The sequence below is a fragment of the Curtobacterium sp. SP.BCo genome, assembly GCF_051903265.1.
In the GTDB taxonomy this organism is placed as follows: Bacteria; Actinomycetota; Actinomycetes; order Actinomycetales; family Microbacteriaceae; genus Curtobacterium.
In genome coordinates this window covers 1,102,110-1,126,942 of record NZ_CP194337.1, presented here as the reverse complement: position 1 = coordinate 1,126,942, position 24,833 = coordinate 1,102,110, and the positions used below count along the sequence as shown (strand labels likewise).

Sequence of the window (24,833 nt, the reverse complement as noted above, 5' to 3'; positions counted from 1 at the left end):
CGTCAGTGCACCCGGTCGGTGCGACCCGACCCGGCACCGCCGCGGGCGATCTCGAGCAGGACGGGCAGCTGGTCGCCGAGGAGCGCGTCGAGGTCGGCGACGACGCCCTCGACCCCGGTGGTGATCGCGCGGGGCGACGCGCCGCGGCGGAGACGGACACGGATCCGGATCGCGCGCCGTCCCCGGACCCGGTAGACGTCGACGGCGAGGGACCCGACCTCGGGCATGGCGCCGATCGCGGACGACAGGGCGTGCTGGACCGCGGCGGCGTCGATCCGCACCGACCCGGCGACCCCGTCCGCCGAACCGTCCTCCTCGACGACGGTGCCGGTGCGACCGCCGCCCAGGGTGGTCAGCACGACCAGGGCGAGCACCCCGAGCACCACCGCTCCGCCGAGTACCCACGTCCACGCCGTGACCAAGTCCGCACGCGGGGCGGCACGGCCGAGGTCGCCGAGCACCCGGGCCCGGTCGTGCCAGGTCGCGGCCGCCCAGGGCACCGTCTGGACGAGGACGGCCCCGACGCCGGACACCAGGAGCGCGAGCCCGACCAGGACGAGCACGGTGCGGCCGAGGCCGCGGTTCGTGGCGTTCATCCGTCCACCCGTCCGGTCGGTTGCACCCGCACCCGCGGGGTGACCGGCGGGTCGACGCGCATCGTCCGGAGCTCTTCGGCGACGGCGTCGGTCGCGGCGACCGCGGGGACGTCCACCCCGGCGGCGGGGCGCAGGACGACGTCGACGGTGCGGCGGCCGACCGTGCCGACGGCGGCGTCGGGGCCGAGCCGGGTGGCGGACCGTGCGGCACGGGCGGCCGCGGACGCCAAGACCTCGTCGTCGACGACCACGGCGAGCCGCTCGGAGGACATCGTGTGGCGGGGTCGACGCTGCGGCAGCAGCCCCTGCGTGAGGAACACCAGGCCGACGAGGGCGACGATCGCGGCGACCCCGACGACGATCGTCGTGTCGAGGCCGCGCGGCGCCCGGACCGCTGCGTCGACGACGTCACGCGGGTCGACGCCGAGGGCACGCTGGCCGAGGAACACGAGGGCGGCCGCGAACACCGCGGCGGCGGCGACCAGGAGCAGCACGAGCACGGCGACGACGACGGTGCCGGAACGCGAGGCGCTGGTCTCCCGTCGGAGGATGCGGCGGTACAGGCGGTCGTTGGTCACCGGACCCTCCTCGGGGCGTCCAGGACCGACGACGAGAACGTCACGGACACCCGTTCGACCTGTCGGCCGGTGATGGCCCGGAGCCGCTCGGCGATCGTCGCACGGGCGCGGTGTGCCGTGGTGGTGACGGGCTCGTCCGGCACGGCGTGGGTCCCGAGCGCCGGCAGGGCGAGCGGCGCGGTGATCTCGACCGCGAGCGCACCGTGACCGTCGTCGGCGACCCGGGCACGGGCCTCCCGGAACGGCACCCGCAGCGCTTCGGCGGCGACCGCCTGTGCGGTGTGCACGAGCGCCGCCGATCCGATGCGGTCGTACCCGGCGACCGCGACCTGGCTCACGACGAGCTCCGCCGTCCGCGGAGCACGTCGAGCAGGCGACGCAGGTCCACGTCGCCGGTGACGATGCGGGCGACCAGGCCACCCACGAGCATGAACACGGCCACGACGACGAACGCCCAGAACCCGAGCGTCACCGCGACGATCGCGAGGAGTGCGCCGGCGCCCATGCCGACGACGGTGGCCGTCACCGGACGCGACCGTCGGAGTCGTCCTCGCCGCCGTTCAGCGCGGGGATGTTGACGTCGTTGATCGCGACGTTGACCTCGGTGACCTCGAGCCCGACGAGCTCGGTGACCGCGTCCGCGACGGCGGTGCGCACGGCGCTCGCGACGGCCGTCATCGGCGTCGGGTAGTCGACCACGATCGTCAGGTCGACGGCGACCTGCTTCTCGCCGACCTCGACCCGGACACCCTGGCCGAGCGCGCTCGAGCCGATGGCGTCCCGGATGGCGCCGAACGCGCGGGCCGCGTTCCCGCCCAGCGCGAAGACCCCGGGGACGTCCCGTGCGGCGATGCCGGCGACCTTGGCGACGACGGTGTCGTCGATGATCGTCCGGCCCGCGGTGGTCGCCTGCGCCGTGCTGGTCGCTTGCGTCGCGGTGCTCGCCGAGGTCGTGGTGGTGCCCGCCGTCGTGGTCCCGTCGACACGGTTCGTCGTCGATGCCATGAGTGCCTCCTGCGCTTCGTTTTCCGGACTCCCAGCGAACACCATCGTGCCGTGCCCCGCCCGGGAGCGGTCGACGGCACGCGGCCCGGTAGGTTCGAACCCATGCGCGTGGCGACCTGGAACGTGAACTCCGTCCGCACCCGAGTGGGTCGGATCGTCGACTGGCTGGTGCGCGAGGACGTCGACGTCCTCGGCATGCAGGAGATCAAGTGCAAGCCGGACCAGTTCCCGGTCGAGGCGTTCGAGGCCGCCGGCTACCAGGTCGAGGCGCACGGTCTGAACCAGTGGAACGGCGTCGCGTTCGCCAGCCGGCTGCCGCTCGAGGACGTCACCCGCGACTTCCCCGGCCAGCCCGGGTTCCTCAAGGGGCACGAGGGGCCGGACCTCCCGGTGGAGGCCCGCGCGCTCGGCGTCACCGTCGACGGTGTCCGGCTGTGGAGCCTCTACGTGCCGAACGGGCGCGAGGTCGGCGACCCGCACTACACGTACAAGCTCGACTGGCTCGGGCAGCTGGCCGACCGCACCGCGGAGTGGATCGCGGCACGCCCCGACCAGCCCCTGGCGCTGATGGGCGACTGGAACGTGGCGCCGCTCGACTCCGACGTGTGGGACGTCAGCGTCTTCGAGGGCCACACGCACGTCACCGAGCCGGAGCGCGCCGCCTTCCGGGCCTTCGAGGAGCGTGGGCTGCAGGACGTCGTGCGCCCGATCGTGCCGGACGGCTACACCTACTGGGACTACAAGTCCCTGCGGTTCCCGCGCAACGAGGGGATGCGCATCGACTTCGTGATGGGGTCGCAGGCGTTCTCCGACGTCGTCACCGATGCCCGGATCCACCGCGACGAGCGGAAGGGCGACGCCCCGAGCGACCACGTCCCGGTGTCGGTCGACCTGGACCTCGAGACCTCGCTGGACGACGACCGCCCGATGATCTTCTGAGCCCGTCGGCTTCTGTTACGTCCCGGGTCCGTCCGCGTTGAGCGGGGCAGGGGCCCGACGTAGGTTTCCTGCACCGAACCCCTTCGAGAGCAGGTGAAGCCATGTCCCGCACGACCCCGTCGACGATCCTTCCGATCCAGCGCGTCATGGCCGACGCCACGCCGCGGGCGTGGCGCGACGGCATCGTCGTGGAGGCCCGCAGGGCCGACGTCGTGGTGGCGTTCCTCGACGGCGGCGTGGTGCAGCTGCGGGTGGCGGACGCCGACACCGTCGTGTCGGTCGGTGACCCGGTCGCCCACCACCCGGCCGCGGAGATCCTCAGCGCGGGCGGTCGGAAGACCACCGCGCGCGTCGCCTAGGGCGTCAGGCGGGCATCGAGGCGAGCATCGCCTCGCACTTCGCGACCATCTCGTCGCAGGCCATCGCGCAGTAGCGGCACGACTCGTCCATGTCGGCGTGGCTGCGGCACTCGGCGGCGCAGGCCGTGCCCATCGACACGCATGCCATCAGCATCGCGCGCATCGCAGCGGCGTCCATGCCCATCGGACGCATCATCATGCGCATGCCGGTGTCGGCCATCATCGCCGTGTTCGAGCACATCGCGGCGCACGTCGCCATGTCCGTGCCCATCTGCATGTCGCTCGCGGAGCACATCGTCGCGGCCATCGATGCGGCGTTCATCGCCATCATCGTGTCCTGCATCGTCTCCGCGTCCATCGCCATCGGCATCTCGGCCATCGACATGCTCTTCATCATCGCCATCGTGTCCATCGGGGACCTCCTCTTCCGTTCGGTGGCGCCCACCGTACGCGCCCGATCGATGCGCTTCGTGAGCAGGAACGGTCGAGTCGCTGAACGTGACCCGACGGATGCCGCGCACCGTCCGTGGTGGTCGGGACCGGCGGCGGACGCCAGGCGCGGTGCGGGCCCGGCACGCGCCTCCCGGCCGTCGCCGGGTCGCCTCCGCGAACCGCCTACGGGTGCAGGAGTGCGGCGATCGCGACGAGCACCGGGACGGAGCCGATCGTCGAGATGAGCACCACGTCCCGGGCCACGGGGACCGCGGCACCGTACCGCTGCGCGTAGTTGAACACGTTCTGCGCCGCCGGCAGCGCCCCGAGGGTCGTCAGCACGAAGACGTCCTGCTCCCCGAGCCCGAACACGTACCGGGCGAACACCAACGCCACCGCCGGCATCACCACGAGCTTGATCGCCGACGCCACGACCACGTCCGTGCGGATCGACGGGTCCCGCAGCGGCGTCGCGCCGTGCAGGCTCATCCCGAAGGACAGCAGCACGACGGGCACCGCGGCGGCGCCGACCAGGGAGAACGGTTCGAGCACCGGTGTCGGCAGCTCGATGCCGGTCGCGGAGAACACGAGGCCGATCACCGACGCGATGATGATCGAGTTCCGGAACGGTCCGGAGACCCGTCGGCCCCAGCTGCCGCCGGCGGACGTCGCGGTGTCGAGCACGGTGAGTGCGATCGGCGCGAGGACGACGAGCTGGAGCAGGATGACGGGCACCACGGCGGTCGCCTGCCCGAGCACGTAGACGGCCACCGGCAGGCCGATGTTGTTCGCGTTGACGTAGCTCGACGCCAGGGCACCGACCGTGGTGGTCGCCAGGGGCCGACGGAGCACCAGCCGGAACACGAGCGCCGCGCCCAGTGCGACGACCAGGGCGCTGACGAGCGAGACCCAGAGCATCGGGGAGAGCAAGGACTCGATGTCGGCCGTGGCGATGGTGTGGAAGAGCAGGCACGGCATGAGCACGAAGAACGCGAGCCGGCTCATCACGAACTGGGCGTGCTGCCCGAGCAGACCGGTGCGCCCGACGACGTACCCGGCGGCGATGATCGCGCCGATGATCGCGAACCCGGTCAACACGCCACCCATCGGGACCATCCTCGCACCCGGCTGCTCGGCGCGCCTCGTCGTGCCGCACGCTGGACGACATGTGACGTCGTTCAGGTGGGAAATGTGAACGCATCGATTACCGTTGCACGCACCATGACCTCGACGAACACCAGCACGCTCACGCGCTCGACCGACTCCAGCCAGCCGCTCGTCCCCCTGCTCGAGGAGCGGTGGAGCCCCCGCTCCTACGACGAGACCGCCACGATCTCGGACGCACAGTTCGACGCGGTGCTCGAGGCCGCCCGCTGGGCACCGTCCGCGATGAACTTCCAGCCCCGCCGCTTCGTCGCGGGCCGCCGTGGCACCGAGACCTTCCGGAAGATCAACGAGAACCTGCTCGGCTTCAACGCCGCCTGGGCGTTCCGCGCCAGCGCCCTCGTGGTCGGCGTGCTCGAGACGGTGACCGAGGACGGCGACGAGCGCCCCTTCGCCCAGTACGACCTCGGCCAGTCCCTGGCGGCCCTCACCGTGCAGGCGCACGCCGAGGGGCTGCACGTGCACCAGATGGCCGGCATCGACGCCGAGGGGCTCCGCGCCGCGTTCGGGCTCCCCGAGCGCTTCCTGCCGTACACGGTCACGGCGATCGGCACCGTCGCGGACCCGGCGCAGCTCGACGACAAGGCCGCCGAGCGCGAGGTCGCCCCGCGCACCCGCCTGGCCCTCGACGAGGTCGTCCTCGTCAAGGAGTGACCTCCCCCGGGGAGTGCGCAGCAGTGCCCACGCGGCCGGGTTCCCGACGGGGAGCCCGGCCGCGTAGCATGTACTGACATGGAACCCGAACGCGCAGCCGCACCCGAGATGAACTTCTACACGCGCAAGTGGGTCCGCCCCGAGGACCTCAACGCGAACGGCACCCTCTTCGGCGGCAGCCTGCTCCGCTGGATCGACGAGGAAGCCGCCGTCTACGCGATCATCCAGCTCGGCAACGGCAAGGTCGTCACGAAGTACATGTCCGAGATCGTCTTCGTGTCCTCTGCCAGCGAGGGCGACATCGTCGAGATCGGCCTCGTCGCCACCCGCTTCGGTCGGACCTCGCTCACCATGCGCGCGGAGGCCCGGAACCTCTTCACCCACCGCAGCATCCTCACCATCGACGAGGTCGTGTTCGTCAACCTCGACGCCGACGGCAACCCGTCCCCGCACGGCTACACCGACATCACCTACGCCCGGGACCGCGTCCCCGCCGCGCACCGGGCGTGACACCCGGGCGAGCCGTCGGTCGCGTCTGGCAGGATCGCACCATGACCACGCCCCGCCTCGTCGCCTTCGACCTGGACGACACGCTCGCCCCCTCGAAGTCCGCGCTCGACCCCCGCATGCTCGAGACCTTCGCGTCCCTGCTCGAGGTCGTGCCGGTCGCGGTCATCTCCGGCGGCAACTTCCAGCAGTTCGACCAGCAGCTGGTCGCGCCGTTGCGGCAGCGGGACGGCCTCGTGCTCGACGACCTGCACCTGCTGCCGACCTGCGGCACCGCCTACTACCGGTGGGCCGGGGACGACTGGGCGCTGCAGTACGCCGAGGACCTCACCGACGACCAGAAGGCCCGTGCCCTCGCCGCGGTCGAGGCGCAGGCGAAGGCCGCCGGCTTCTGGGAGTCCGAGACGTGGGGGCCGATCCTTGAGGACCGCGGCTCGCAGATCACCTTCTCCGCACTCGGCCAGGCAGCCCCGGTGGACGCCAAGAAGCAGTGGGACCCGACCGGCGCGAAGAAGGACGAGCTGCGTCGGCTCGTGCAGGCGGAGCTCCCCGACCTGGAGGTCCGGTCCGGCGGTTCGACGAGCGTCGACATCACGCGCAAGGGCATCGACAAGGCCTACGGCATGCAGCGGCTCGCCGAGATCACGGGCATCGCCCTCGACGACATGCTCTTCGTCGGCGACCGGCTGGACCCGGAGGGCAACGACTACCCGGTACAGGCGCTCGGCGTCCCCTGCCACGCGGTGGAGGGCTGGGAGGACACCGACGCGTTCCTCACGGAGCTGATTCCGACGCTGCGCTGACGGGCGCCGTCGCGCTGTCGCGCCGTCCGGACGGGAGGCGCGGCTCGCCTCGTCAGGGGATGCTGCGGACCGCTTCGACGAACGCCCGGATCTTCGCGGCGTCCTTGACGCCGCGCTCGGACTCCACACCGCTGGACACGTCGACGCCGTCCGGGTCGAGCGACTCGATCGCCGCAACGACGTTGGCCGGCGTCAGGCCACCGGCGAGGATCCAGGCCTCGTCCACCTTGTCGGCGATCGACGCCGGTTCGATGAGCCGCCCACTGCCCGGGACGGCGGCGTCGAGCAGCAGGAGGTCGTGGTCGTACGAGGCGCGCTGCTCCGGCGTCTCGCGGAGGTAGTCCTCGGCGGCGACGGCACGGATCGTGAAGAACCCGGCGTCCCGCGCGCGGGCGAAGTCGGTCGCCGACTCGCCGCCGTGCAGCTGCAGCGTCGTCAGGCCCACCGCGGACGCGATCCCGACGATCTCGTCGATCTCCTGGTCGCGGAACACCCCGACGGCGTCGATGCCGTCCGGCACCCGCTCGACGAGTTCCTGCGCGAGGTCGGCCGTCACCGTGCGGGGGCTGCCGGCGGCGAAGACGAACCCGACCGCGTCGGCACCCGCGTCGATGGCGGCGTCCACGGTCTCGGGCGTCGACAGTCCGCAGATCTTGATCCAGCGCTGGTCGGTCATGCTGTCCATCCTGCCAGGGACACCGGACCGGCGGGGCGTCGGTTCAGTGCAGCATGCCGGCGAAGTACGACGCACCGCAGGCGACCAGCACGCCGAACGCGGCGAACGACCCGACGAGCACGTTGCGCCGACGCCAGCGCCGCACGGTCGCGAACGTCCCACGCCGGGCGTGCCGGTGGGCGGCGCGGTGCAGGCGGTGGTCACGCTTGTGCTTCACACGCTGCGGGCCGAGCGGGACCGGGCCGGTGATCTGCGTCGACCCGCCACGGAGGGCGTTCGCGATGGCCACCGCGGTCGGGCGGCGCTCGGGGTCGCGCGCGGTCATCTTCGCGAGCAGGTCGCGCCACTCGGGAGCGATGCCGTCCGGGATCACCGGGTCGTTCCGGAGCCGTGCGAGTGCCGCCTCGATCAGGGTGCCGGAGTACTCCTGCTTGCCGGTCAGCGCCTCGAGCAGGACGAGCCCGAGCGAGTACACGTCGGTGGCGAAGCCGATCGGCTCGCCGGCGACCTGCTCGGGGCTGAGGTACGCCGCGGTGCCGATGATCGTGCCGTCGTTCGTCAGGCGGGAGCCGTCGACGAAGTGGGCGACGCCGAAGTCGGTGAGCTTCACGGTGCGGGCGAAGCCGGAGGAGCCCTCGTCGCTGATGAGGATGTTGGCCGGCTTGACGTCCCGGTGCACGATGCCCCGGGAGTGCACGTACGCCAGGGCGTCGGCGAGCTGTGCGCCGAGGTCGGCCACCTCGTAGTTGTGCAGGGCGCCCTCGGCGAGCCGGCGCAGGAGCGTCGTGTCCGCGATGAGCTCCATCACGATGTAGCGGTGCGGGCCGTCCTCGAAGTCGTGCGTGCCCGCGTCGTAGAGCGGGATGAGGCCCGGGTGCGAGAGCATGCTGAGCAACCGGATCTCGCGCTCCTGACGGACCCGGTCGGCCGTGGTCATCGACTCGGGCGTCGCGAACATCTTCACCGCGACGGCACGGTAGGTGTGCTCGTCACGTGCTTCGTAGACCGAGCCCATGCCACCCGTGCCGATCAGCTTCACGAGGCGGTAGCGGCCCGCGAGGACCGTCTCTGCCCGGGTGCTGTCCAGCAGGGTCATGGTTGATGTCGTTCCGTTCGAGAGCCCGGTGATCCGAGGCAGTTGCCTACGAGGTGACTCACCCAGTACGGTACGCGCCCGAGAGCGGTTCGGGGCACGCGTTATGACATCGTGATGGGGGACATTTCCGCCGTGACTTCCCCGAGATCATGCGGATGCATCGGGGTACGTTCGGGCCCTCCACGGGTGAGCGATCACTCGACGACGACCACGGGAGGACGACATGGCACTGTCCAAGGGCGAGAAGGTCCACTGGAACACCTCGCAGGGGAAGACGAGCGGCAAGCTGGTCGAGAAGAAGACGAAGGACTTCCAGTTCGACGGGCAGTCCTTCAAGCCGACGGACGACGACCCGTACTGGATCGTCGAGTCGGAGAAGACCGGCAAGCAGGCGGCCCACAAGGAGTCCGCGCTGACGAAGGCCTGAGCACTCAGTCGCCGGCGGGTTCGGCGCGACGACGGCCACGCGCCGTGCGGTCCGCCCGGTCCGCGCGCTCGGCCCGGATGCGCCGGACCCGTCGGACGACGAAGGTCACCACGACCACGGCGATCGCGACGTAGAGCACGCGGTCGATCCACTCGGTGTACTGCTCGACGCGCTCGTACTGCGTGCCGAAGGCGGCCCCGAGGAGGACCAGCGCGCCGTTCCAGATCCCGCTCGCGATGATCGTGAACACCGAGAACGTGCCGAGGTGCATGCGGTCCGCGCCCGCCGGCAGCGAGATGAGACTGCGGACGATCGGCACGAAGCGGCCGAAGAACACCGCGCTCTTGCCGTGCCGGTGGAACCAGTCCGCCGCCTTGCGGAAGTCGTCCTCGTCGACGAGCGGCAGCTTGCCGAGCCACCGGGTGGTCCGCTCGAAGCCGATGACGGCGCCGAGCCAGTACAGCACCAGGGCGCCGAGGTACGAGCCGAGGGTCGCGAGGACCAGGACGAGCACGAGGTTCATCCGCCCCGCACCGGCGAGGAAGCCGGCCAGGGGCAGGATCACCTCGGACGGGATCGGCGGGAACACCGTCTCGACGAAGAGCATGAGCGCGACGCCCCACTCGCCGAGGGCGTCGATGAGCTGCAGCACGAGGCCCGAGAGGCCACCCATCTCCGGGTCTCCGGCGGCTGTCACGGTCGTGGCCGGCGCGGCCAGGGCAGTCGTCATGCCGACATGCTCCCTGAACGCCCTGACAGAACCCGGCGCAGCGGCTGGGTGTCAGCCGGTCAGCCGAGCCCCATGTGCGACGTCCGGACGTGCGTGAGCGACCGGGCGAGCGCTCCGCGGGCGACGGCGTCACGGCCGACCGTCGACGGGACGATCTCCACCGGGTGCCGGAGCTGCGGTGTGACGACCTCGGTGAGGGCGGCGCAGAACGCGTCGGCGGCGGGCAGGACCTCGCCGCCGACCACGACGACCTCGGGGTCGATCGTCGCGATGAGCTGGACCACGCCGGGGGCGACGTCCTCGGCGAGCGCGCGCACGACCGCCACCGCCTCGGCGTCCCCGTGCCCGGCTGCCGCCATGACGGACTCGACGTCGCTGCCCGACGGGATCCGTGCCTCCAGGCGGGCCGGTGCGCCGGGCCAGCCGGTCTCGGCCAGGCCGCCCGTCTCCCCCGCGGCACCGCGCGCACCGCGCGCGAGCGACCCGTCCACGATGAAGGCCGCACCGATCTGCCGGCCCATCACCAGTGAGAGCCCGTCCCGGACACCGCGGAACCGTCCCCACATGGACTCGGCGGTGGCCGCCAGCTTGGCGTCGTTGTCGAAGAAGGTGGCCGAGTCCGGGAAGAGGTCCCCGATGCGACCGGGGACGCGCCGCTCGACCCACTGCGGCACGGCGACCGTGTAGTCGATCTCACCGGAACGGTCGACGACGGCGGGCACGCCGAACGTGGCCGCGAGGAGCTTCGACGGGTCGGTGCCGTCGACGAGTCGGCGGACCACGTCCTGCACGCTCTCCCACGCCTGCTCGGCGGAGGCGAGGTCGGTGTAGACCTCCTCCACGCGGGCGAGCTGGTTCCCCCGGAGGTCCGAGCGGAGCCCGACGATGCCGTGCAGCCCGAGGTCGACGCCGAGCACCGACCCCGCCGCGGCGTCCGCACGGAAGCGCTTCGCCCGGCGGCCCGCCTTGTTCGGCGTCGCGATCGCCTCGGCCTCGGTGACCCAGCCCTCCTCGACGAGGTCGCCGAGCGCTGCCTCGACCGTCGGGCGGGACAGGCCGACGGTCCGGCTGAGCTCCGACACCGTGTGCGAACCGTCACCGCGGAACAGCTCGTCGAGGATCGCCCGCGAGTTGATGAGCCGGAGCATCCCCGGCGTGCTGCCCACCACGGCGTTCGGAAGCGTTGACACGGTCTCGTCCACGGCCATAGCCTCCATATTACGAAAGATCATTGAGGAATGGTGGACTGCGACATGCTCATCCCACGGCCGCTCCGCACCGAACCCGGTGTCGGCGCCTTCGCGATCACCCCGACGACCCGCATCGCAGCGGACCGAGCGACCGAGTCGGTCCGACTGTACCTGCAGCAGACCCTGCGCGGGTCGACCGGGCTGCCGGTCCGCGACGCCGACGACGCGCACGCGCCCACCACCGACGTCGTCTCGCTCCGGGTGGTCGACGACCCGTCCCTCCCCGCGGGTCCGGCGGGCGACCGCTCCGAGTCGTTCCGGCTGGTCGTCACCCCGTCCGGCGTCGAGGTCACCGGAGGGTCCGCCGCCGGGGTGTTCTACGGCGTGCAGGCGCTGCTGCAGGCGCTGCCGGCCGACGTCTACCGCAAGGGTCGCGTCGGCTCCGGCCCGTGGTCGGTCCCGTCCGTCACCGTGGAGGACGCCCCCGCGTTCGCCTGGCGCGGCGTCATGCTCGACGTCGCCCGGCACTTCCGCACGAAGCACGAGGTCATGCGCGTCATCGACCAGCTCGCCGCACACCGCCTCAACCGCCTGCACTTCCACCTCACCGAGGACCAGGGCTGGCGCATCGAGATCCGCAAGTACCCGCGTCTGACCGAGGTCGGCTCGTGGCGGACCGAGTCCCAGGTCGGCGCGCACGTGCCCGGTCCCGACGGGGAACTCGTCGTCGCCCGCAAGGACGGACGCCCGCACGGCGGCTACTACACGCAGGACGACATCCGCGAGATCGTGGCCTACGCGGCCGACCGGTTCGTGACCGTCGTGCCCGAGATCGAGACGCCGGGGCACGTCCGGGCAGCCCTCGCCGCCTACCCCGCGCTCGGCGTGCACCCCGAGACCCCGGTCGACGTCTGGACCGAGTGGGGCATCGCGGAGGACGTGCTCAACGCCGAGGACTCGACGATCGCGTTCTTCCAGGACGTCCTCGACGAGGTCATCGACCTGTTCCCCTCCGAGTACATCGGCGTCGGCGGTGACGAGTGCCCCAAGGTGCAGTGGGAACAGGACCCCCGCACGCAAGAGCGCATCCGGGAACTCGGGCTCGAGGACGAGGAGCAGCTGCAGGCCTGGATCATCGGCCGGCTCGCGGCACACGTCGAGTCCCGCGGCCGTCGGGCCTTCGGGTGGGACGAGATCCTCGAGGGCGGGACGCTCTCCAAGTCGGCGACCGTGCTGTCCTGGCGCGGCCTCACCGGTGCCCGCACGGCGGCGAAGCGCGGCCACGACGTGATCTCCGCACCGGACGACCAGGTCTACCTCGACTACCGGCAGAGCGACCTCGCGACCGAGCCGATCCCGGTGTCGATCGTGCTGACCGTCGACGACGTCTTCGCCTTCGACCCGGTGCCCGCCGACCTCACCGACGAGGAACGCTCCCACGTCATCGGCGGCCAGGGGAACATGTGGACGGAGCACGTCGACTCCGCCCGCAAGCTCGACTACCAGCTGTTCCCGCGCGTCGCCGCCCTCGCCGAGGCACTGTGGTCGGCCGACGCGACCGGGCCCCGGGACGTCGCGGAGTTCCGCGGGCGGCTCGCCGAGCACGTCGCACGGCTCGAGGCGATGGGGATCGAGTACCGGCACGAGGCCGGGCCGTTCCCGTGGGAGCAGCGTCCGGGGGTCCCGGGGCGCCCGCACTCCCGCGAGGAGCGTGCGGCCTACATCGACGCCGTGACGGCGAACATCGCGGACTGACCCGGGCCGGCGCGGCCCGGCGCGGCCCGGCGCGGCCTGCTCCAGCCCGGCCCGCGTGGCCCTGGTCGCAGAACCTGCCGCTCGGGTTCGCGTCGGTCGCGGAACGAGTCGTCCGATCAGCGACCGCCCGACACGTTCCGCGACCAACCGACCCGCGGCGCGCGACCGAACCGGCCCGCGCCGACCCGCACGCCCGACGCGTGGCACGACGGACTGGAGGCGCGGTGCCAGCTGGCACCGCGCCTCCAGTCCGTCAGGGGGTGACGACTACGCCGCGACCGGCGCGCGCTGGCCGACCGTCTCGCCCGCGACCGCGGCCTCGTTGCCGGCGGCGACCTCGTCCACCGGACGACGACGCACCCACTTCTTCAGGCCGACCAGCACGAGGGCCGAGACGACCGTGCCCGCCAGGATCGCGACGATGAACATCGCGACGTCCCCGATGGCGAAGAACACGAAGATCCCACCGTGCGGCGCCCGCGAGGTCACACCGGCCGCCATCGAGATCGCACCCGTGACCGCGGCACCGATCATCGACGCCGGGATGACGCGCAGCGGGTCGGCGGCGGCGAACGGGATCGCACCCTCGGAGATGAACGAGGCACCGAGGAGCCACGCGGCCTTGCCGTTCTCGCGCTCCGGCTTCGTGAAGCCCTTGCGGTAGAGCACCGTCGAGGCGAGCGCCAGGGCGAGCGGCGGGACCATGCCGGCGGCCATGACCGCGGCCATGATCTCGAACGGCACGACGTTCGTCGCGGAACCGGCACCGAGGCCGGCGACGGCGAACGCGTACGCCACCTTGTTGACCGGACCACCGAGGTCGAACGCCATCATCAGGCCGAGGATGATGCCGAGCAGGATCGCGGAGGCACCGGACAACGAGTTCAGCCATGCGGTGAGCTCGGTCATCACCCAGGCGATCGGACCGCCGAGCACGAGGAGCATGAGGCCCGAGGCGATGATCGACGCGAACAGCGGGATGATCACGACCGGCATCAGGCCACGCAGCCAGCGCCAGGTCGGGATGCGACCGATCCAGTACGCGGCGGCACCGGCGATGAGGCCGCCGACGAGACCGCCGAGGAACCCGGCGTTCATGAAGACGGCGATCGACCCCGCGACGAAGCCCGGCGCGATGCCCGGCCGGTCGGCGATCGCGTAGGCGATGTACCCGGCGAGTGCGGCGACGAGGAACCCGAGGGACACCCCGCCGATCTGGAACGCGGCCGCGCCGAGGTAGTAGCCGAGGCCCTCCGGCGGCAGGTTCAGCAGCGTGTAGTTCGTGAGGGTGAAGACGGCGTTGTTCTGCCCGGAGTCCCCGTGCTGCAGCGCGATGCCGTACCCGGCGAGCAGGAAGCCGAGGGCGATGAGCAGACCGCCGCCGGCGACGAACGGGATCATGTAGCTGACGCCGGTGAGCAGCCAACGCTTGAGCGCCTGGCCGAAGTGCTCGTCCGTCTTGGTGGTCTCGGCCGTGGCGGCGCCGCCCTGGACGCGTGCGGCGTTCGGGTCCTCGGAGGCGCGGATGGCCTCGGCGATCATCTTGTCGGGCTCGTCGACGCCACGCTTCACCGGGCCGGACACGAGCGGCTTGCCGGCGAAGCGGCCACGGTCGCGGACGTCGACGTCGACCGCGAAGACGACGGCGTCGGCGCGGGCGATGAGCGCCGGGTCGAGGGGCTCGACCTGCGAGGAGCCCTGGGTCTCGACGTGCATCTCGGCGCCGGCCCGCTGGGCGGCGGCGACGAGGGCGTCGGCTGCCATGTAGGTGTGCGCGATGCCGGTCGGGCAGGCGGTGACGCCGACGATGAGCTTGCGCTGGGTCGCCGTCTCGCCGGCGGGCGGTGTCGGACTGGAGGCGCTGCTCGCCTTCCCGACACCGGCTTCGGCGACCTCGCCGCCCACTTCGCGGTCCACCAGGTCCACGATGTCCTGCGGGGAGGCGGCAGCGCGGAGCGCGGCGGTGAAGTCGTCGCGGATGAGCGCACGGGCCAGGGTCGACAGGACCGTCAGGTGGTCCTTGTCGGCGCCCTCCGGCACGGCGATCATGAAGACGATGTCCGCGTCGCCGTCCGGGGCGCCGAACGACACCTTCCGGGCGAGGCGGGAGAACGCCAGCGTCGGCTCGGAGACCGATGCGGAGCGGGCGTGCGGGATGGCGATGCCACCGGGGACGCCGGTGCCGACGCTGGCCTCGCGCTTGATCGCGTCCTCGGCGAGGGCAGCCCCGTCCGCCGCACGACCGGTCGCGGCGACGCGGTCGGCGAGGACGCGGATGACGTCGCTCGAGGTGGCGCCGAGGTCCTCGTCGAGACCGACGAGCTGGACGCTGATGAGGCGTGGACTCGTGTTGACGGACATGGGGTTGCTCCTTTGCAAAGGCGCCGCGCGGCGCGGGACGTGCAGTGTTCGGGGGTTCGGGGTGTTCGAGGTGTGCGGTGTGGGGGGTCAGGCCAGTTCGGGTGCCGCGTGCTGGTGCAGCGCCCGGACGGTGATGGCCGTGGGGTCGGTGTGGTCGAGGGCGGGGACGTCGCTGCCCGGGAGCGCAGCGGCGGCGGCTCCGGTGGCGACGGCCTGGGCGAGGCGCTGCTCGGGCGAGAGCCCGGCGACCTCGGCCAGCAGGTACCCGGCGAGCGAGGAGTCCCCCGCGCCGACGGTCGAGCGGGCGACGATCCGCGGTGCCGCGGCGGCGTGGCTGCCGTCTGCGGTGACGAGCACGGCGCCGGCGCTGCCGAGGGTCAGCAGCACCGCCTCGACGTTCTTCTCACGCAACCGCTGCGCTGCCGCGGCCGCTGCGTCGACGTCGCGCTCGAACTCGTCGGGGTCGCCGCCGACGACCTCGGCGAGTTCCTCGGCGTTCGGCTTGACGAGGTCGATCCGCTCGCCCGACTGCAGGAGTGCGGTGAACGGCAGGCCCGACGAGTCGACGGCGATCCGGACGTCGTCGCCGTGACGCCGGCGGACGGCGCGGACGAGGACAGCGAGTGCGTCGTCGGGGAGCCCCGGCGGCAGGGACCCGGCGAGCACCACCCAGCGGGCAGCCGGACCGGTCGCGGTCGCGCCGGCGGTCTCGGCCACCAGGGCGGCGAGGTCGTCGAGGCGTCCGGCGAGGGACGGGCCGGGTTCGTTGAGCTTCGTGGTGGTGCCGGTCGGCTCGGTCACGGTGACGTTCGAGCGGAGCGGGGCCCCGATCGGCAGCGCAGCGGTCGGGATGCCGCGCGTCGCCAGGCCGAGCAGCACCGGGTCGAGCTCGTCACCGGGCAGGACGGCCACGGTGTCGCCGCCGCTCGCGACGACGACCCGGGAGACGTTGACGCCCTTGCCGCCGGGCTCGGCCGTGCTCCGGGTGGCGCGTTGGACGGCGCCCCGCTGGAGTTCGCCGGCGAGTTCGATGGTCCGGTCGAGCGACGGGTTCGGGGTCACCGTCACGATGCGCGTGCTGGTCGTGCCGCTCATGCGACGACCACCTCGACGTCGGCGTCGGCGAGTGCCCCGGTGAGGTCGGCCGGCGGCTCCTCGTCGGTGACGACGGTGTCGATCTCGTCCAGCCGGGCGAACCGCATCAGGGCTTCGACCCCGTGCTTCGCCGCGTCGGCGAGGACCACGCTCCGGCGGGCCGCGAGCACGTAGGCGCCCTTGACGGCTGCCTCGTACTCGTCGGGGGTGCTCAGGCCGAAGCCCGCCGAGAGGCCGTTCGTGCCGACGAAGGCGATGTCGGGCCGCAGCGCACCGATCTGCTCGACGGTGGCGGTGCCGACCGCGGCGCTCGTGACGCCGCGCACCCGGCCGCCGAGCAGGTGCAGCTCGACGTGCTCGCTGTGCTGCAGGGTCGCGGCGATCGGCACGGAGTTCGTGATGACGGTGAGGGTCTGCCCGGTGGCTGCCGGCTCCCAGCGGGCGAGTTCGGCGGCGACGGCAGCACAGGTGGTGCCGGCGTCGAGGGCGATCGAGCCGGTGAACGTCGGTGGGACGAGCCGCATCGCCGCGCGTGCGATCGCGGTCTTCGCGGAGTTGTGCTGGCCCTCGCGTTCGGCGACGGTGAGCTCGACCACGCTGGAGCGTCCGACCGGGACCGCCCCACCGTGCACGCGGCGGAGGACACCGGCGGACTCGAGGGAGTCGAGGTCGCGGCGGACCGTCTCGGTCGTGACGTCGAAGTGCTCGGCGAGGTCGGCGACGGAGACCCGCCCTGCCGACTGCAGCGCGGCGGCGATGGCGTCGTGCCGCTCGGTTGCGTACATGCCCGAACTCCTTCGTTCCCGTGGGTTTTGAGAACTGTACGTCCGAAAGTCACACGTTCGCAACCATTTCGTCCCGAAACCAACACGGTCGCAGGCGGAGTGTGCCCGTGAGATCGCACTTCGGCCCGGTTTCCGTGGCGGGAACCGGCCCCGAGTGCGATCTCAGCGGCGGCAGGTGGTCGCTGGGCGCGGGCCGCGGGCCGCGGGCCGCGGGCCGCGGGCCGCTAGCCGCTGGCCGCTGGGCGCTGGGCGCTGGGCGCGGTCGTCGCGCGTTGCGCGCTGGTCGCACGACATGCCGTCCGTCGCGGGCCACGGCGACACGTTCTGCGACCAACCGACACGGGTCCGGGCACGGCCAACCGAATCGGGTCCGGGCGCGACACCCCCGGAGCACGGCGCGGACGCACGCGGAGTACGCCCGCGAGATCGCACTTCGGCCCGGCTCCCGTGGCGGGAACCGGGCCGAAGTGCGATCTCAGCGGCGGCGGCGGGCGGCGGCGGCGGGCGGGCGGCGGCGGCTGCGCGGCGGCCGCGCGCAGCACCAGCGGGTGCGCGGCCTCGGGTCAGCCCTTGACGGCGCCCGCGGTCATGCCGCTCACCAGGCGGCGCTGCACGATCAGGAAGAACACCACGACCGGGATCGAGAACAGCACCGACGCCGCCATCAGGCCGCCGAAGTCGGTTCCCTTGTTGGTGGAGAACCCGGCGAGCCACACCGGCAGCGTGTACATCCCCTGGTCCTTGAGCATCACGTACGCGGTGAGGTAGTCGTTCCACGCCGCGATGAACGCGAAGACGCTCGTCGCGATGACCCCTGGCATCACCAGCGGGAACAGCACGCTCCACAGGATGCGGAAGGTGCCGGCGCCGTCGACCTTCGCGGCCTCCTCGATCTCGACCGGCACCGCGACGAAGAACCCGCGCATCACCCAGATCGAGAACGGCAGGACGCTCGCGACGTAGGCCAGGATCAGCCCGGTGTAGCTGTTGAGCAGCCCGAGGGTCTGGAACGACAGGAACAGCGGGATGAGCAGCGCCCCGGACGGGATCATCTGCACGAACAGGATCGCCACCAGGATCGCCCGACGCCCGCGGAACCGGAAGCGCGAGAGCGCCGCCGAGGCCAGGAAACCGACGACGATCGACAGCAGCACCGCGGCCACCACGACGATCGCGGAGTTCCGCAGGTACACGAGGAAGCCGTCCTGCGTCAGCGCCCGCGTGAAGTTCTCGAGCGTCGGCCGCAGCGGGAGCCAGATCGGTGTGAGCGTCGTGACCTCGTCGGAGGGCTTGAACGCCGTGTTCACCATCCAGTAGATCGGGAACACCCAGACCAGGCAGAACACCACGGCGACGACGTTGACGAGCACCCGGGGCTTCCGTCGACGCTGCCGTGCAGGGGCGACCACCGGTGCCTGGACCGGTGCGGGAGGGGCGGAGGGCGTGGCGGTCACAGGTCTTCCTCCCCGCTCCGGACGAGCCGGCGGATGTAGTAGCTGGTGAGCGCACCGAGGATCAGCGTCGAGATGACGGCGATCGCTGCGCCCTGCCCGTACGCGTTGGACACGAAGGACTTCACGAACGTCCAGATGCCGAGCGTGAGCGTGGTGTCCTCCGGACCGCCCTTGGTGAGCAGCCAGATCTGGTTGAAGACGTTGAAGTCCCAGATCACCGAGAGGATCGTGACGAGCAGCAGGGTCGGCACGAGCGCCGGCAGGGTGATCGCCCGGTACATCGCCCACGCCGAGGCCCCGTCGAGCGAACCGGCCTCGTAGTACTCGGGCGCGATCTGCGACTGCGCCGCGTACAGGGTCAGCGCGACGAACGGCACCGCCTGCCAGATGACGAGGGACAGCACGATGGTGAGCGCCTGCCCCGGGCTGGACGCCCAGTTGTCCTGCGTGTGGTCGCCGAACACCCCGAGCTGCGTGATGAGCCAGTTGAGGACGCCGTAGAACGGCTGGAACAGCCACTGCCACACCAGGCTCGACGCCACGTTCGGCATCGCCCACGCGAGCACGAGCACGACGCTCACGACGGTGCGCATCACGACGCCGAGCCGGGTGAGCATCTGCGACACCGCCATGCCGATGCCGATCGTGCCGACCACCATGGCACCGGTGACGAGCACGGTGCGGAGGATGACCGGCCAGAAGCTCGCGTCGGTCAGGACGTTCGTGTAGTTCGTGAGACCGGCGAACCCCGCCTGCCCGGTGAAGATCGCCCGGAGGCCGTAGTCCTGGAAGGAGATGACGACGAGCCGGACGAGCGGGTAGACGACGAGCGCGAGCAGCAGGATCGCCGCGGGCGCGAGCAGCACGAGCGGTGCCCGCGAGGACGTGATCGACCGACGACGCGGCCGGCGGCCCGCGCCCCGGCCACCCCGCGGACCGGAGCCGCCGGAACCGAGCCGACCCGTGCCTCCCGGACCGTGCCGGGTCCCCGGCTCGGCCTGTGCCGAACCGGGGACCCGCTCTGCGGTGGAGGTCATCGACTACTGCTGCGCGTTGAGCGCGGACGTGAGGTGCTCCGAGAAGCCCTCGGCAGCCTGCTGCGGCGTCTTCCGTCCGGTGGCGATGTCGGCGAACATCGTCTGGAAGGTCGAGTCACCCTCGATCGTCGCCCAGCCCGGGGTGGCCGGCGTCGGACGGCTGGTCGAGGCCGCCGTGAAGTACGGCTTGTGGAGTTCGTCCACGTCACCGGCGACCGCGTCGAGGAGCTGCGTCGAGTTCGGCTCCCAGCCGTCGACCCCGAACACCTGGTCCTGCTGGAACTTCTTCGAGGTCAGGATCTTCATGTAGTACAGCGCCAGGTCCTGGTTCGCCGACTTCGAGGGGATGCCGAGGTCCGACCCGCCCAGGAACACCGGCTGCGTCTTGCCCGCGGTCTGCGACGGCATCGCGAACGTGCCGATCTGGTCCTTGAGCTCGGGCTTGGCGGTGGTGATCGACCCGATCTCCCACGCCGAGCCCAGGATCGCGGAGGTGTTGCCCTGCGCGAAGACGTCCGACTCGGCCGGCTTGTCCGTGTTGATGTCCTGCGTGGACTTCGCCGAGTAGGTGTTCTGGAAGTCCTTCCAGGCGGTCAGGCCCTTGACGGCGTCTGCGGAGTCGATCGCCCCCTTCCACTTGCCGCCCTTCTCGGTCGCGATCTGCCCACCGGCGTCCCACACCCACTGCAGCCCGCCGTACCAGTACTGCCCGGGCATGTAGAAGGCGGAGAAGTCGGCCTGCGGGTTCTTCGCCTTGACCTTGTCGAGGTCGGCGGTGAGCTCGTCGTAGGACTTCGGGACGTCGGTGACGCCGGCGTCGGCCCAGGTCTTCTTGTTGTAGATGACGGCGCGGTTGCCGGCGAAGAGCGGGGCGCCGTAGAGCTTGCCGTCGACGGTCGCGGGCCCTTCGAGACCGGAGAGCCAGGTCTGCCCGTCGGCGAGTTCCTTCTTGTACGGCGAGAGGTTCATGAGGCCTCCGGTCGCCGCGTACACGGGCACCTGCGTGTTGCCGAGGTCGACCACGTCCGGGGCGTCCTTCTGCGCGAGCGCCGTGGTCAGCTTCGTCGTGATGCCGTCCCACTGCTGGAGCTGCAGCTTCACCTTGGCGCCGGTGGCCTTGGTGAACTGCTTCTCGGCGACGTCGAGGATCTTCGGGCTGAGGTCGCCGTTCATGATCCAGACGGTGATGGTCTTGCCCTTGCCATCGGGCGTGCCGATGGACTTCGTGCCGCCGTCGGAAGCTCCGTTGCTTCCGGCGGAGCACCCGGTGAGGGCGAGCGCGCCTACGAGGGCGAGCGCACCGAGTGCGGCGAAACGCGTGCGTGTCACGTTGACTCCCTTGGTCCGACCTTTATGAAAGGACGTTGCGTAATGGACAGTGAAGCCCCATCCCGCAGGGTTGTCAACCACCGATTCGGACCCTGTGGAGAGCCGAGGATCCGCGTGTTTCCGGGGGATCACGGATGCGGAACAGATCCACCACATTCCTTGACATGACTGGTCATGACCAGGCATGATTCCGCCCCACGGAGCAGCATCACCGCAACGGACTGGAGGCGTGACACCGGCCCGTCGGACCGGCGCCGCGCCTCCAGGCAGTCACCTCTCCTGCGCGTCGCGCCGTCAGACCGCCGCCAGTGCGGACGTCGGCGGGATGCGCGCTGCGCGCGCTGCCGGGTACAGCCCGGACACCCCGCCGATCACGACCGTCGCTCCGAGCCCACCGGCCACGGCCCACAGCGGGATCGCGATCGGCCAGCCCTGCCCGACCGCGAACGCGATCGTCACGCCGACCCCGATCACCACCCCGGCGACCCCGCCGAGGAACGACAGCAGCAACGACTCCACCAGGAACTGGTCGCGGATGTTCCGCCGCCTGGCCCCGAGCGCACGCCGAACACCGACCTCGGCCCGACGCTCGAGCACCGTGATGACCATCGTGTTCGCGACGCCGATGCCGCCGACGAGCAGCGCCACCCCGCCGATGCCGACGAGCAGCCCGGTGAAGGACTCGTCGGTCGCGTTCTTCGCGGCGAGTGCGTCCGAGGGCCGCGTGACCCCCACGTCCTGCGGCGACCCCGGACGGATCGCGCCGGCGAGCACGTCCCGTGCCTGCTCGACCCGCTCCGGGTCGACCCGCGTGTAGACCGACGAGGGAGCACCGTCGAATCCGAGCTGCTGGGCGAACCCTCGTGGGACGAAGACCTGGTTGTCGAGGTCGTCCGCGAGCTGGATCGGCTCGAGGACCCCGACGACCTGGACCCACTGCCCGCCGATCCAGACGCGCGTGTCCGCGTCCACCCGGTCGATCCCGAGGGCCTCGGCGGCGTCGGCGCCCAGGACCACCTGGGGCGGAGCGTCCGGTGCGTCGTCGATCCAGTGCCCGGAGGAGAACGTCCCGCCGAGCACCTTCGGCACGTCGCCCCAGGCAGCCAGCACACCGATGCCCTTCGTCTCGGGCGCGGGGATGAACTCGTTCCGGTAGACCGCGCCGTCCGCGACCGTGCCGACCGCGGCAGCGGACTCGACGTCGTCCTGCCGCAGCACCGACTCCAGTGCCGTGTCCGGCAGCGGGGGCGTCTCCCCGAAGCCCTGCGCCTTCGAGGCGGTGAGGACGTTCGTGCCGAGGGCGTCGAGGACCTGGTCGACCTTCGCCTTGCTCGACGACGAGATCCCGACGACGGCGATCATCGCGGCGATGCCGATCGCGATGCCGAGCGCCGACAGCACGACGCGACCCGGACGGGTCCGCAGCCCGAACACGCCGAGCCGGAGGAGGTCCGCAGGGCTGACCCGCGACCGCACGGCGCTCACGAGACACCACCGATCGCAGCGGCGAGGTCGGGCGCCGACAGTCGGTCAGCACCCGCGCCCGAGTCGTGCTCCACCAGCCCGTCCCGCATCCGCACCTGGCGGGGCAGGGACGCGGCGAGGTCGAGGTCGTGCGTGATGACGAGCACCGTCGTCCCCGCGGCGTTCAGCTCGCGCAGGAGCGCCAGGATCGCCGCCCCCGAGGCAGAGTCGAGCGCACCGGTCGGTTCGTCTGCGAGCAGGATCGTCGGGTCGCCGACGATCGCGCGGGCGATCGCGACCCGCTGCTTCTCGCCGCCGGACAGCTGGTTCGGTCGGTGGTCCACACGGTGCCCGAGCCCGACCTTGTCGAGCGCGTCGACCGCACGCCGGTGACGCTCCCGACGCCCGGTGCCCGCGTAGAGCAACCCGTCGGCGACGTTCTCCGCCGCCGTGGCACCGGCCTGCAGGTGGAAGTGCTGGAACACGAACCCGACGTGCTCGGCACGCAGTGCCGACAGGGCGTCGTCCGACATCGTCGCGACGTCGTTCCCGGCGATGGACACCGAGCCGTCGGTGGGACGGTCGAGCGTGCCGACGATGTTGAGCATCGTGGACTTGCCGGACCCGGACGGGCCGACGACGGCGACGAGCTCCCCGGCGGCGACGTCGAGCGTCACACCGCGGAGCGCGCCGACGTCGCCGTACGTCTTGGTGACGTCGCGCAGCGAGAGGACCGGGCCGGGAACCGCCGGGGCCGCCACGGCAGCACGGGCGCGCGTCATCCCGGCACCACGACGCGGTCGCCCTCGGACACGTCGCCCGTCAGCGCGATCCTCCCGCCGGCGATGAAGCCCGGCGTCACCGACACGCGCTTCGTCGTCCCGTCACGCCGGACCACATCGACCGCGTACTCCCCGTCGCCCGTGGTGACGAGCGCCGCCACCGGGACGGACAGCACGTCCTGCTCGGTCGACCCTGCGGCGTCGATCTGCGCCGAGGCCGCCGCGGGGAGCTTCCGGTCGCCCGGGTCGAACGACACCGACACGTCGACCTTCGACCCGGCGTCGTCCCCCGCACTCGGCTGCACGTCCGCGACCTCGCCGGCCATCGGCTCGCCCGCACCGTTGATCCGGACCTGCACCGTCGTGCCGACCACGAGCCGCTCGGCGTCGCGCTGCGAGACCGTCGCGGTGACGATGCGCTTCGTGCTGGTCACGCTGAGGACGTCGCCGCCGGCCGGCTGCCCGAGCTTCCCGTCGACCGAGGCCACCCGGACGTCCCCGTCGACGAACGCGATGTCCGCCGAGGTCAGCACGCCGGTGACCTTGTGCCCGCGGTCCTTCTGCCACTGCTTCACGGCACGCTGCGTCCGCGGGCCGAACGTGTCGTCCTGTGCGACGTCGTAGCCGAGGGCGGCGAGGGCGTCGTTCAACTGCCGCACGTCGGTGCCGTGCAGCCCGCGCTCGAGGGAGCGCCAGAGCGGGACGGTGCCGTGCATCGCCCGGACACCGCGCTCGTCGACGGCGTAGAGGAACTCGTCGCTCCGGATGACCTGCCCGGGCTTCGGCAGCCACGTGAGGGTCCCGGAGGCGGCGCCGGGGACCCCGGTCGCCGTGCCGTAGCCCAGGGTGCCGGCGAAGACCTTCGAGTCCGTCAGGTCCCCCTTCGTCACCGTCGTCGTCGCGTGCCGGCCCGAGCTGGACCCGGAAGCGCCACGACCGGAACCGCCGGACCCGGAGCCGTCAGCCGCGGCCGAGGACGGCGCGGTCTGCAGGTCGACGACTGCCCACGTCCCGGCACCAGCGGCGAGCGCGGCGATGAGGCACGCGCTCGTGACGAGTGCCCGTCGATGCGTCCAGACCGTCACTTCGACACTCCCTCGCCGCTCATGGCGTCCTTGCCGAAGACGTCCTCGAAGCACTTCGACTCGGCGTCAGCCAGCGCGTCGGTGTCAGACGGCTTGTAGGCCATCTGGCCCTCCTGGTCGTCCGGGTAGTCGGCGAAGCCGTTCTCGCGGATGCACTTCGCGATCTGCTGCAACTGCTCCGGGTTGCCCATCGGCTTCGCGGCCTGCACGTCGCCCGCTCCCGACTCGCCGGCACACTTCGCGAAGTCGGCGCTCCACTGCTCCGTGTCGACACCGTCCGGCGCGGACAGCGTCATCTCGCGCCCACCGGACGACGGGTCCGGCATGTCGTACCCCTTGTCACGCATGCACGAGGAGAGTGAGGCGCCGGACCCCTTGCTCCCGGACGCCCGGTCGGTCGAGTCGCTCGACGGCGCTCCCGAGCAGCCGGCGAGCAGACCGGGCAGCAGCACGACGGCGGCGGCGACGGCGATGAGGGTCTTGGTCTTCTGCATGATGGTGGTCTCCTTGTCGTTCGGTCGGCGTCAGCC

28 protein-coding genes are annotated in these 24,833 nt (G+C 71.7%); 7 read left to right on the top strand and 21 right to left on the bottom strand.

Features of this window, described 5'->3' with window-relative positions; all coding sequences use genetic code 11:
* Nucleotides 1-2: 2 nt before the first annotated feature.
* Genes ACRQ4B_RS05435 through ACRQ4B_RS05415 form a run of 5 tightly spaced genes read right to left on the bottom strand, consistent with a single transcriptional unit; the run spans nucleotide 3 to nucleotide 2,179 of the window.
* Nucleotides 3-596, bottom strand: coding sequence for a hypothetical protein (locus ACRQ4B_RS05435; RefSeq protein WP_439693671.1), 594 nt, complete (start codon nucleotides 594-596; stop codon nucleotides 3-5).
* Nucleotides 593-1,174: a hypothetical protein gene (locus ACRQ4B_RS05430; RefSeq protein ID WP_439693670.1), complete on the bottom strand. Its 582-nt coding sequence runs from the start codon at nucleotides 1,172-1,174 to the stop codon at nucleotides 593-595. Before ACRQ4B_RS05430 ends, ACRQ4B_RS05435 begins: the two co-directional genes overlap by 4 nt.
* Nucleotides 1,171-1,512: a hypothetical protein gene (locus ACRQ4B_RS05425; protein WP_439693669.1), complete on the bottom strand. Its 342-nt coding sequence runs from the start codon at nucleotides 1,510-1,512 to the stop codon at nucleotides 1,171-1,173. Before ACRQ4B_RS05425 ends, ACRQ4B_RS05430 begins: the two co-directional genes overlap by 4 nt.
* Nucleotides 1,509-1,700 carry a DUF2273 domain-containing protein gene (locus ACRQ4B_RS05420; RefSeq protein ID WP_439693668.1) on the bottom strand — a complete coding sequence of 64 codons (192 nt, stop codon included), beginning with the start codon at nucleotides 1,698-1,700 and terminating at the stop codon, nucleotides 1,509-1,511. The genes ACRQ4B_RS05425 and ACRQ4B_RS05420 overlap by 4 nt, the downstream gene beginning before the upstream one ends.
* The gene (locus tag ACRQ4B_RS05415; protein ID WP_439693667.1) at nucleotides 1,697-2,179 is read right to left on the bottom strand and encodes an Asp23/Gls24 family envelope stress response protein; all 483 of its coding nucleotides are present in this window, start codon (nucleotides 2,177-2,179) and stop codon (nucleotides 1,697-1,699) included. The genes ACRQ4B_RS05420 and ACRQ4B_RS05415 overlap by 4 nt, the downstream gene beginning before the upstream one ends.
* 102 nt (nucleotides 2,180-2,281) lie before the next feature.
* Here ACRQ4B_RS05415 and ACRQ4B_RS05410 point away from each other — a divergent pair, with 102 nt between their 5' ends.
* Both ACRQ4B_RS05410 and ACRQ4B_RS05405 read left to right on the top strand, forming a co-directional pair.
* Nucleotides 2,282-3,118 (top strand): exodeoxyribonuclease III, encoded by an 837-nt coding sequence (locus ACRQ4B_RS05410; protein WP_439693666.1) that lies wholly within the window; start codon nucleotides 2,282-2,284, stop codon nucleotides 3,116-3,118.
* A 101-nt stretch (nucleotides 3,119-3,219) separates the two neighbouring features.
* Nucleotides 3,220-3,477: a nuclease gene (locus tag ACRQ4B_RS05405; RefSeq protein ID WP_439693665.1), complete on the top strand. Its 258-nt coding sequence runs from the start codon at nucleotides 3,220-3,222 to the stop codon at nucleotides 3,475-3,477.
* 4 nt (nucleotides 3,478-3,481) lie between these two features.
* Here the strand turns inward: ACRQ4B_RS05405 and ACRQ4B_RS05400 are convergent, their stop codons facing one another.
* Nucleotides 3,482-3,889 carry an aldehyde dehydrogenase gene (locus ACRQ4B_RS05400; protein ID WP_439693664.1) on the bottom strand — a complete coding sequence of 136 codons (408 nt, stop codon included), beginning with the start codon at nucleotides 3,887-3,889 and terminating at the stop codon, nucleotides 3,482-3,484.
* A gap of 203 nt (nucleotides 3,890-4,092) precedes the next feature.
* Nucleotides 4,093-5,016 (bottom strand): AEC family transporter, encoded by a 924-nt coding sequence (locus tag ACRQ4B_RS05395; protein ID WP_439693663.1) that lies wholly within the window; start codon nucleotides 5,014-5,016, stop codon nucleotides 4,093-4,095.
* A 114-nt stretch (nucleotides 5,017-5,130) separates the two neighbouring features.
* On the opposite strand from ACRQ4B_RS05395, the gene ACRQ4B_RS05390 reads away from it, so the two are divergent.
* The 3 genes from ACRQ4B_RS05390 to ACRQ4B_RS05380 all read left to right on the top strand — a co-directional run bounded on the left by ACRQ4B_RS05390 (nucleotide 5,131) and on the right by ACRQ4B_RS05380 (nucleotide 7,037).
* Nucleotides 5,131-5,727 (top strand): nitroreductase family protein, encoded by a 597-nt coding sequence (locus ACRQ4B_RS05390; RefSeq protein WP_439693662.1) that lies wholly within the window; start codon nucleotides 5,131-5,133, stop codon nucleotides 5,725-5,727.
* A gap of 78 nt (nucleotides 5,728-5,805) precedes the next feature.
* The gene (locus tag ACRQ4B_RS05385) at nucleotides 5,806-6,237 is read left to right on the top strand and encodes an acyl-CoA thioesterase (RefSeq protein WP_439693661.1); all 432 of its coding nucleotides are present in this window, start codon (nucleotides 5,806-5,808) and stop codon (nucleotides 6,235-6,237) included.
* A 41-nt stretch (nucleotides 6,238-6,278) separates the two neighbouring features.
* A complete protein-coding gene (locus ACRQ4B_RS05380; protein WP_439693660.1) occupies nucleotides 6,279-7,037 on the top strand; it encodes an HAD-IIB family hydrolase in 759 nt (252 codons plus the stop codon).
* A gap of 52 nt (nucleotides 7,038-7,089) precedes the next feature.
* Here ACRQ4B_RS05380 and ACRQ4B_RS05375 read toward each other — a convergent pair whose 3' ends face one another.
* Nucleotides 7,090-7,713 (bottom strand): phosphoribosylanthranilate isomerase, encoded by a 624-nt coding sequence (locus ACRQ4B_RS05375; protein ID WP_439693659.1) that lies wholly within the window; start codon nucleotides 7,711-7,713, stop codon nucleotides 7,090-7,092.
* 43 nt (nucleotides 7,714-7,756) lie between these two features.
* On the bottom strand, nucleotides 7,757-8,809 hold the full coding sequence (locus ACRQ4B_RS05370; RefSeq protein ID WP_439693658.1) for a serine/threonine-protein kinase: 1,053 nt from the start codon (nucleotides 8,807-8,809) through the stop codon (nucleotides 7,757-7,759).
* Between the two features lie 223 nt (nucleotides 8,810-9,032).
* On the opposite strand from ACRQ4B_RS05370, the gene ACRQ4B_RS05365 reads away from it, so the two are divergent.
* A complete protein-coding gene (locus ACRQ4B_RS05365; RefSeq protein WP_439693657.1) occupies nucleotides 9,033-9,236 on the top strand; it encodes a DUF2945 domain-containing protein in 204 nt (67 codons plus the stop codon).
* 4 nt (nucleotides 9,237-9,240) lie between these two features.
* Here ACRQ4B_RS05365 and ACRQ4B_RS05360 read toward each other — a convergent pair whose 3' ends face one another.
* A complete protein-coding gene (locus ACRQ4B_RS05360) occupies nucleotides 9,241-9,966 on the bottom strand; it encodes a DedA family protein (RefSeq protein ID WP_439693656.1) in 726 nt (241 codons plus the stop codon).
* 59 nt (nucleotides 9,967-10,025) lie between these two features.
* Nucleotides 10,026-11,168 (bottom strand): ROK family transcriptional regulator, encoded by a 1,143-nt coding sequence (locus tag ACRQ4B_RS05355; protein WP_439693655.1) that lies wholly within the window; start codon nucleotides 11,166-11,168, stop codon nucleotides 10,026-10,028.
* 51 nt (nucleotides 11,169-11,219) lie between these two features.
* Here ACRQ4B_RS05355 and ACRQ4B_RS05350 point away from each other — a divergent pair, with 51 nt between their 5' ends.
* Nucleotides 11,220-12,911, top strand: a complete 1,692-nt coding sequence (locus ACRQ4B_RS05350; RefSeq protein ID WP_439693654.1) for a beta-N-acetylhexosaminidase — start codon at nucleotides 11,220-11,222, stop codon at nucleotides 12,909-12,911.
* A 267-nt stretch (nucleotides 12,912-13,178) separates the two neighbouring features.
* On the opposite strand, the gene ACRQ4B_RS05345 is transcribed toward ACRQ4B_RS05350, so the two are convergent.
* The 10 genes from ACRQ4B_RS05345 to ACRQ4B_RS05300 all read right to left on the bottom strand — a co-directional run bounded on the left by ACRQ4B_RS05345 (nucleotide 13,179) and on the right by ACRQ4B_RS05300 (nucleotide 24,797).
* The gene (locus ACRQ4B_RS05345) at nucleotides 13,179-15,272 is read right to left on the bottom strand and encodes a PTS fructose transporter subunit IIABC (protein ID WP_439693653.1); all 2,094 of its coding nucleotides are present in this window, start codon (nucleotides 15,270-15,272) and stop codon (nucleotides 13,179-13,181) included.
* Nucleotides 15,273-15,359: 87 nt separating this feature from the next.
* A complete protein-coding gene (locus ACRQ4B_RS05340) occupies nucleotides 15,360-16,367 on the bottom strand; it encodes a 1-phosphofructokinase family hexose kinase (RefSeq protein WP_439693652.1) in 1,008 nt (335 codons plus the stop codon).
* The gene (locus tag ACRQ4B_RS05335) at nucleotides 16,364-17,152 is read right to left on the bottom strand and encodes a DeoR/GlpR family DNA-binding transcription regulator (protein ID WP_439693651.1); all 789 of its coding nucleotides are present in this window, start codon (nucleotides 17,150-17,152) and stop codon (nucleotides 16,364-16,366) included. Before ACRQ4B_RS05335 ends, ACRQ4B_RS05340 begins: the two co-directional genes overlap by 4 nt.
* A gap of 563 nt (nucleotides 17,153-17,715) precedes the next feature.
* Nucleotides 17,716-18,606 (bottom strand): carbohydrate ABC transporter permease, encoded by an 891-nt coding sequence (locus tag ACRQ4B_RS05330; protein ID WP_439693650.1) that lies wholly within the window; start codon nucleotides 18,604-18,606, stop codon nucleotides 17,716-17,718.
* Nucleotides 18,603-19,643 carry a carbohydrate ABC transporter permease gene (locus ACRQ4B_RS05325; RefSeq protein ID WP_439693649.1) on the bottom strand — a complete coding sequence of 347 codons (1,041 nt, stop codon included), beginning with the start codon at nucleotides 19,641-19,643 and terminating at the stop codon, nucleotides 18,603-18,605. The genes ACRQ4B_RS05330 and ACRQ4B_RS05325 overlap by 4 nt, the downstream gene beginning before the upstream one ends.
* 3 nt (nucleotides 19,644-19,646) lie before the next feature.
* Nucleotides 19,647-20,972, bottom strand: coding sequence for a sugar ABC transporter substrate-binding protein (locus tag ACRQ4B_RS05320; RefSeq protein ID WP_439693648.1), 1,326 nt, complete (start codon nucleotides 20,970-20,972; stop codon nucleotides 19,647-19,649).
* 294 nt (nucleotides 20,973-21,266) lie between these two features.
* Nucleotides 21,267-22,457, bottom strand: a complete 1,191-nt coding sequence (locus ACRQ4B_RS05315; protein WP_439693647.1) for an ABC transporter permease — start codon at nucleotides 22,455-22,457, stop codon at nucleotides 21,267-21,269.
* Nucleotides 22,454-23,218 (bottom strand): ABC transporter ATP-binding protein, encoded by a 765-nt coding sequence (locus ACRQ4B_RS05310; RefSeq protein WP_439693646.1) that lies wholly within the window; start codon nucleotides 23,216-23,218, stop codon nucleotides 22,454-22,456. Before ACRQ4B_RS05310 ends, ACRQ4B_RS05315 begins: the two co-directional genes overlap by 4 nt.
* The gene (locus ACRQ4B_RS05305) at nucleotides 23,215-24,303 is read right to left on the bottom strand and encodes a peptidoglycan-binding protein (RefSeq protein ID WP_439693645.1); all 1,089 of its coding nucleotides are present in this window, start codon (nucleotides 24,301-24,303) and stop codon (nucleotides 23,215-23,217) included. Before ACRQ4B_RS05305 ends, ACRQ4B_RS05310 begins: the two co-directional genes overlap by 4 nt.
* Nucleotides 24,300-24,797: a hypothetical protein gene (locus ACRQ4B_RS05300; RefSeq protein WP_439693644.1), complete on the bottom strand. Its 498-nt coding sequence runs from the start codon at nucleotides 24,795-24,797 to the stop codon at nucleotides 24,300-24,302. The genes ACRQ4B_RS05305 and ACRQ4B_RS05300 overlap by 4 nt, the downstream gene beginning before the upstream one ends.
* Nucleotides 24,798-24,833 lie beyond the last annotated feature (36 nt).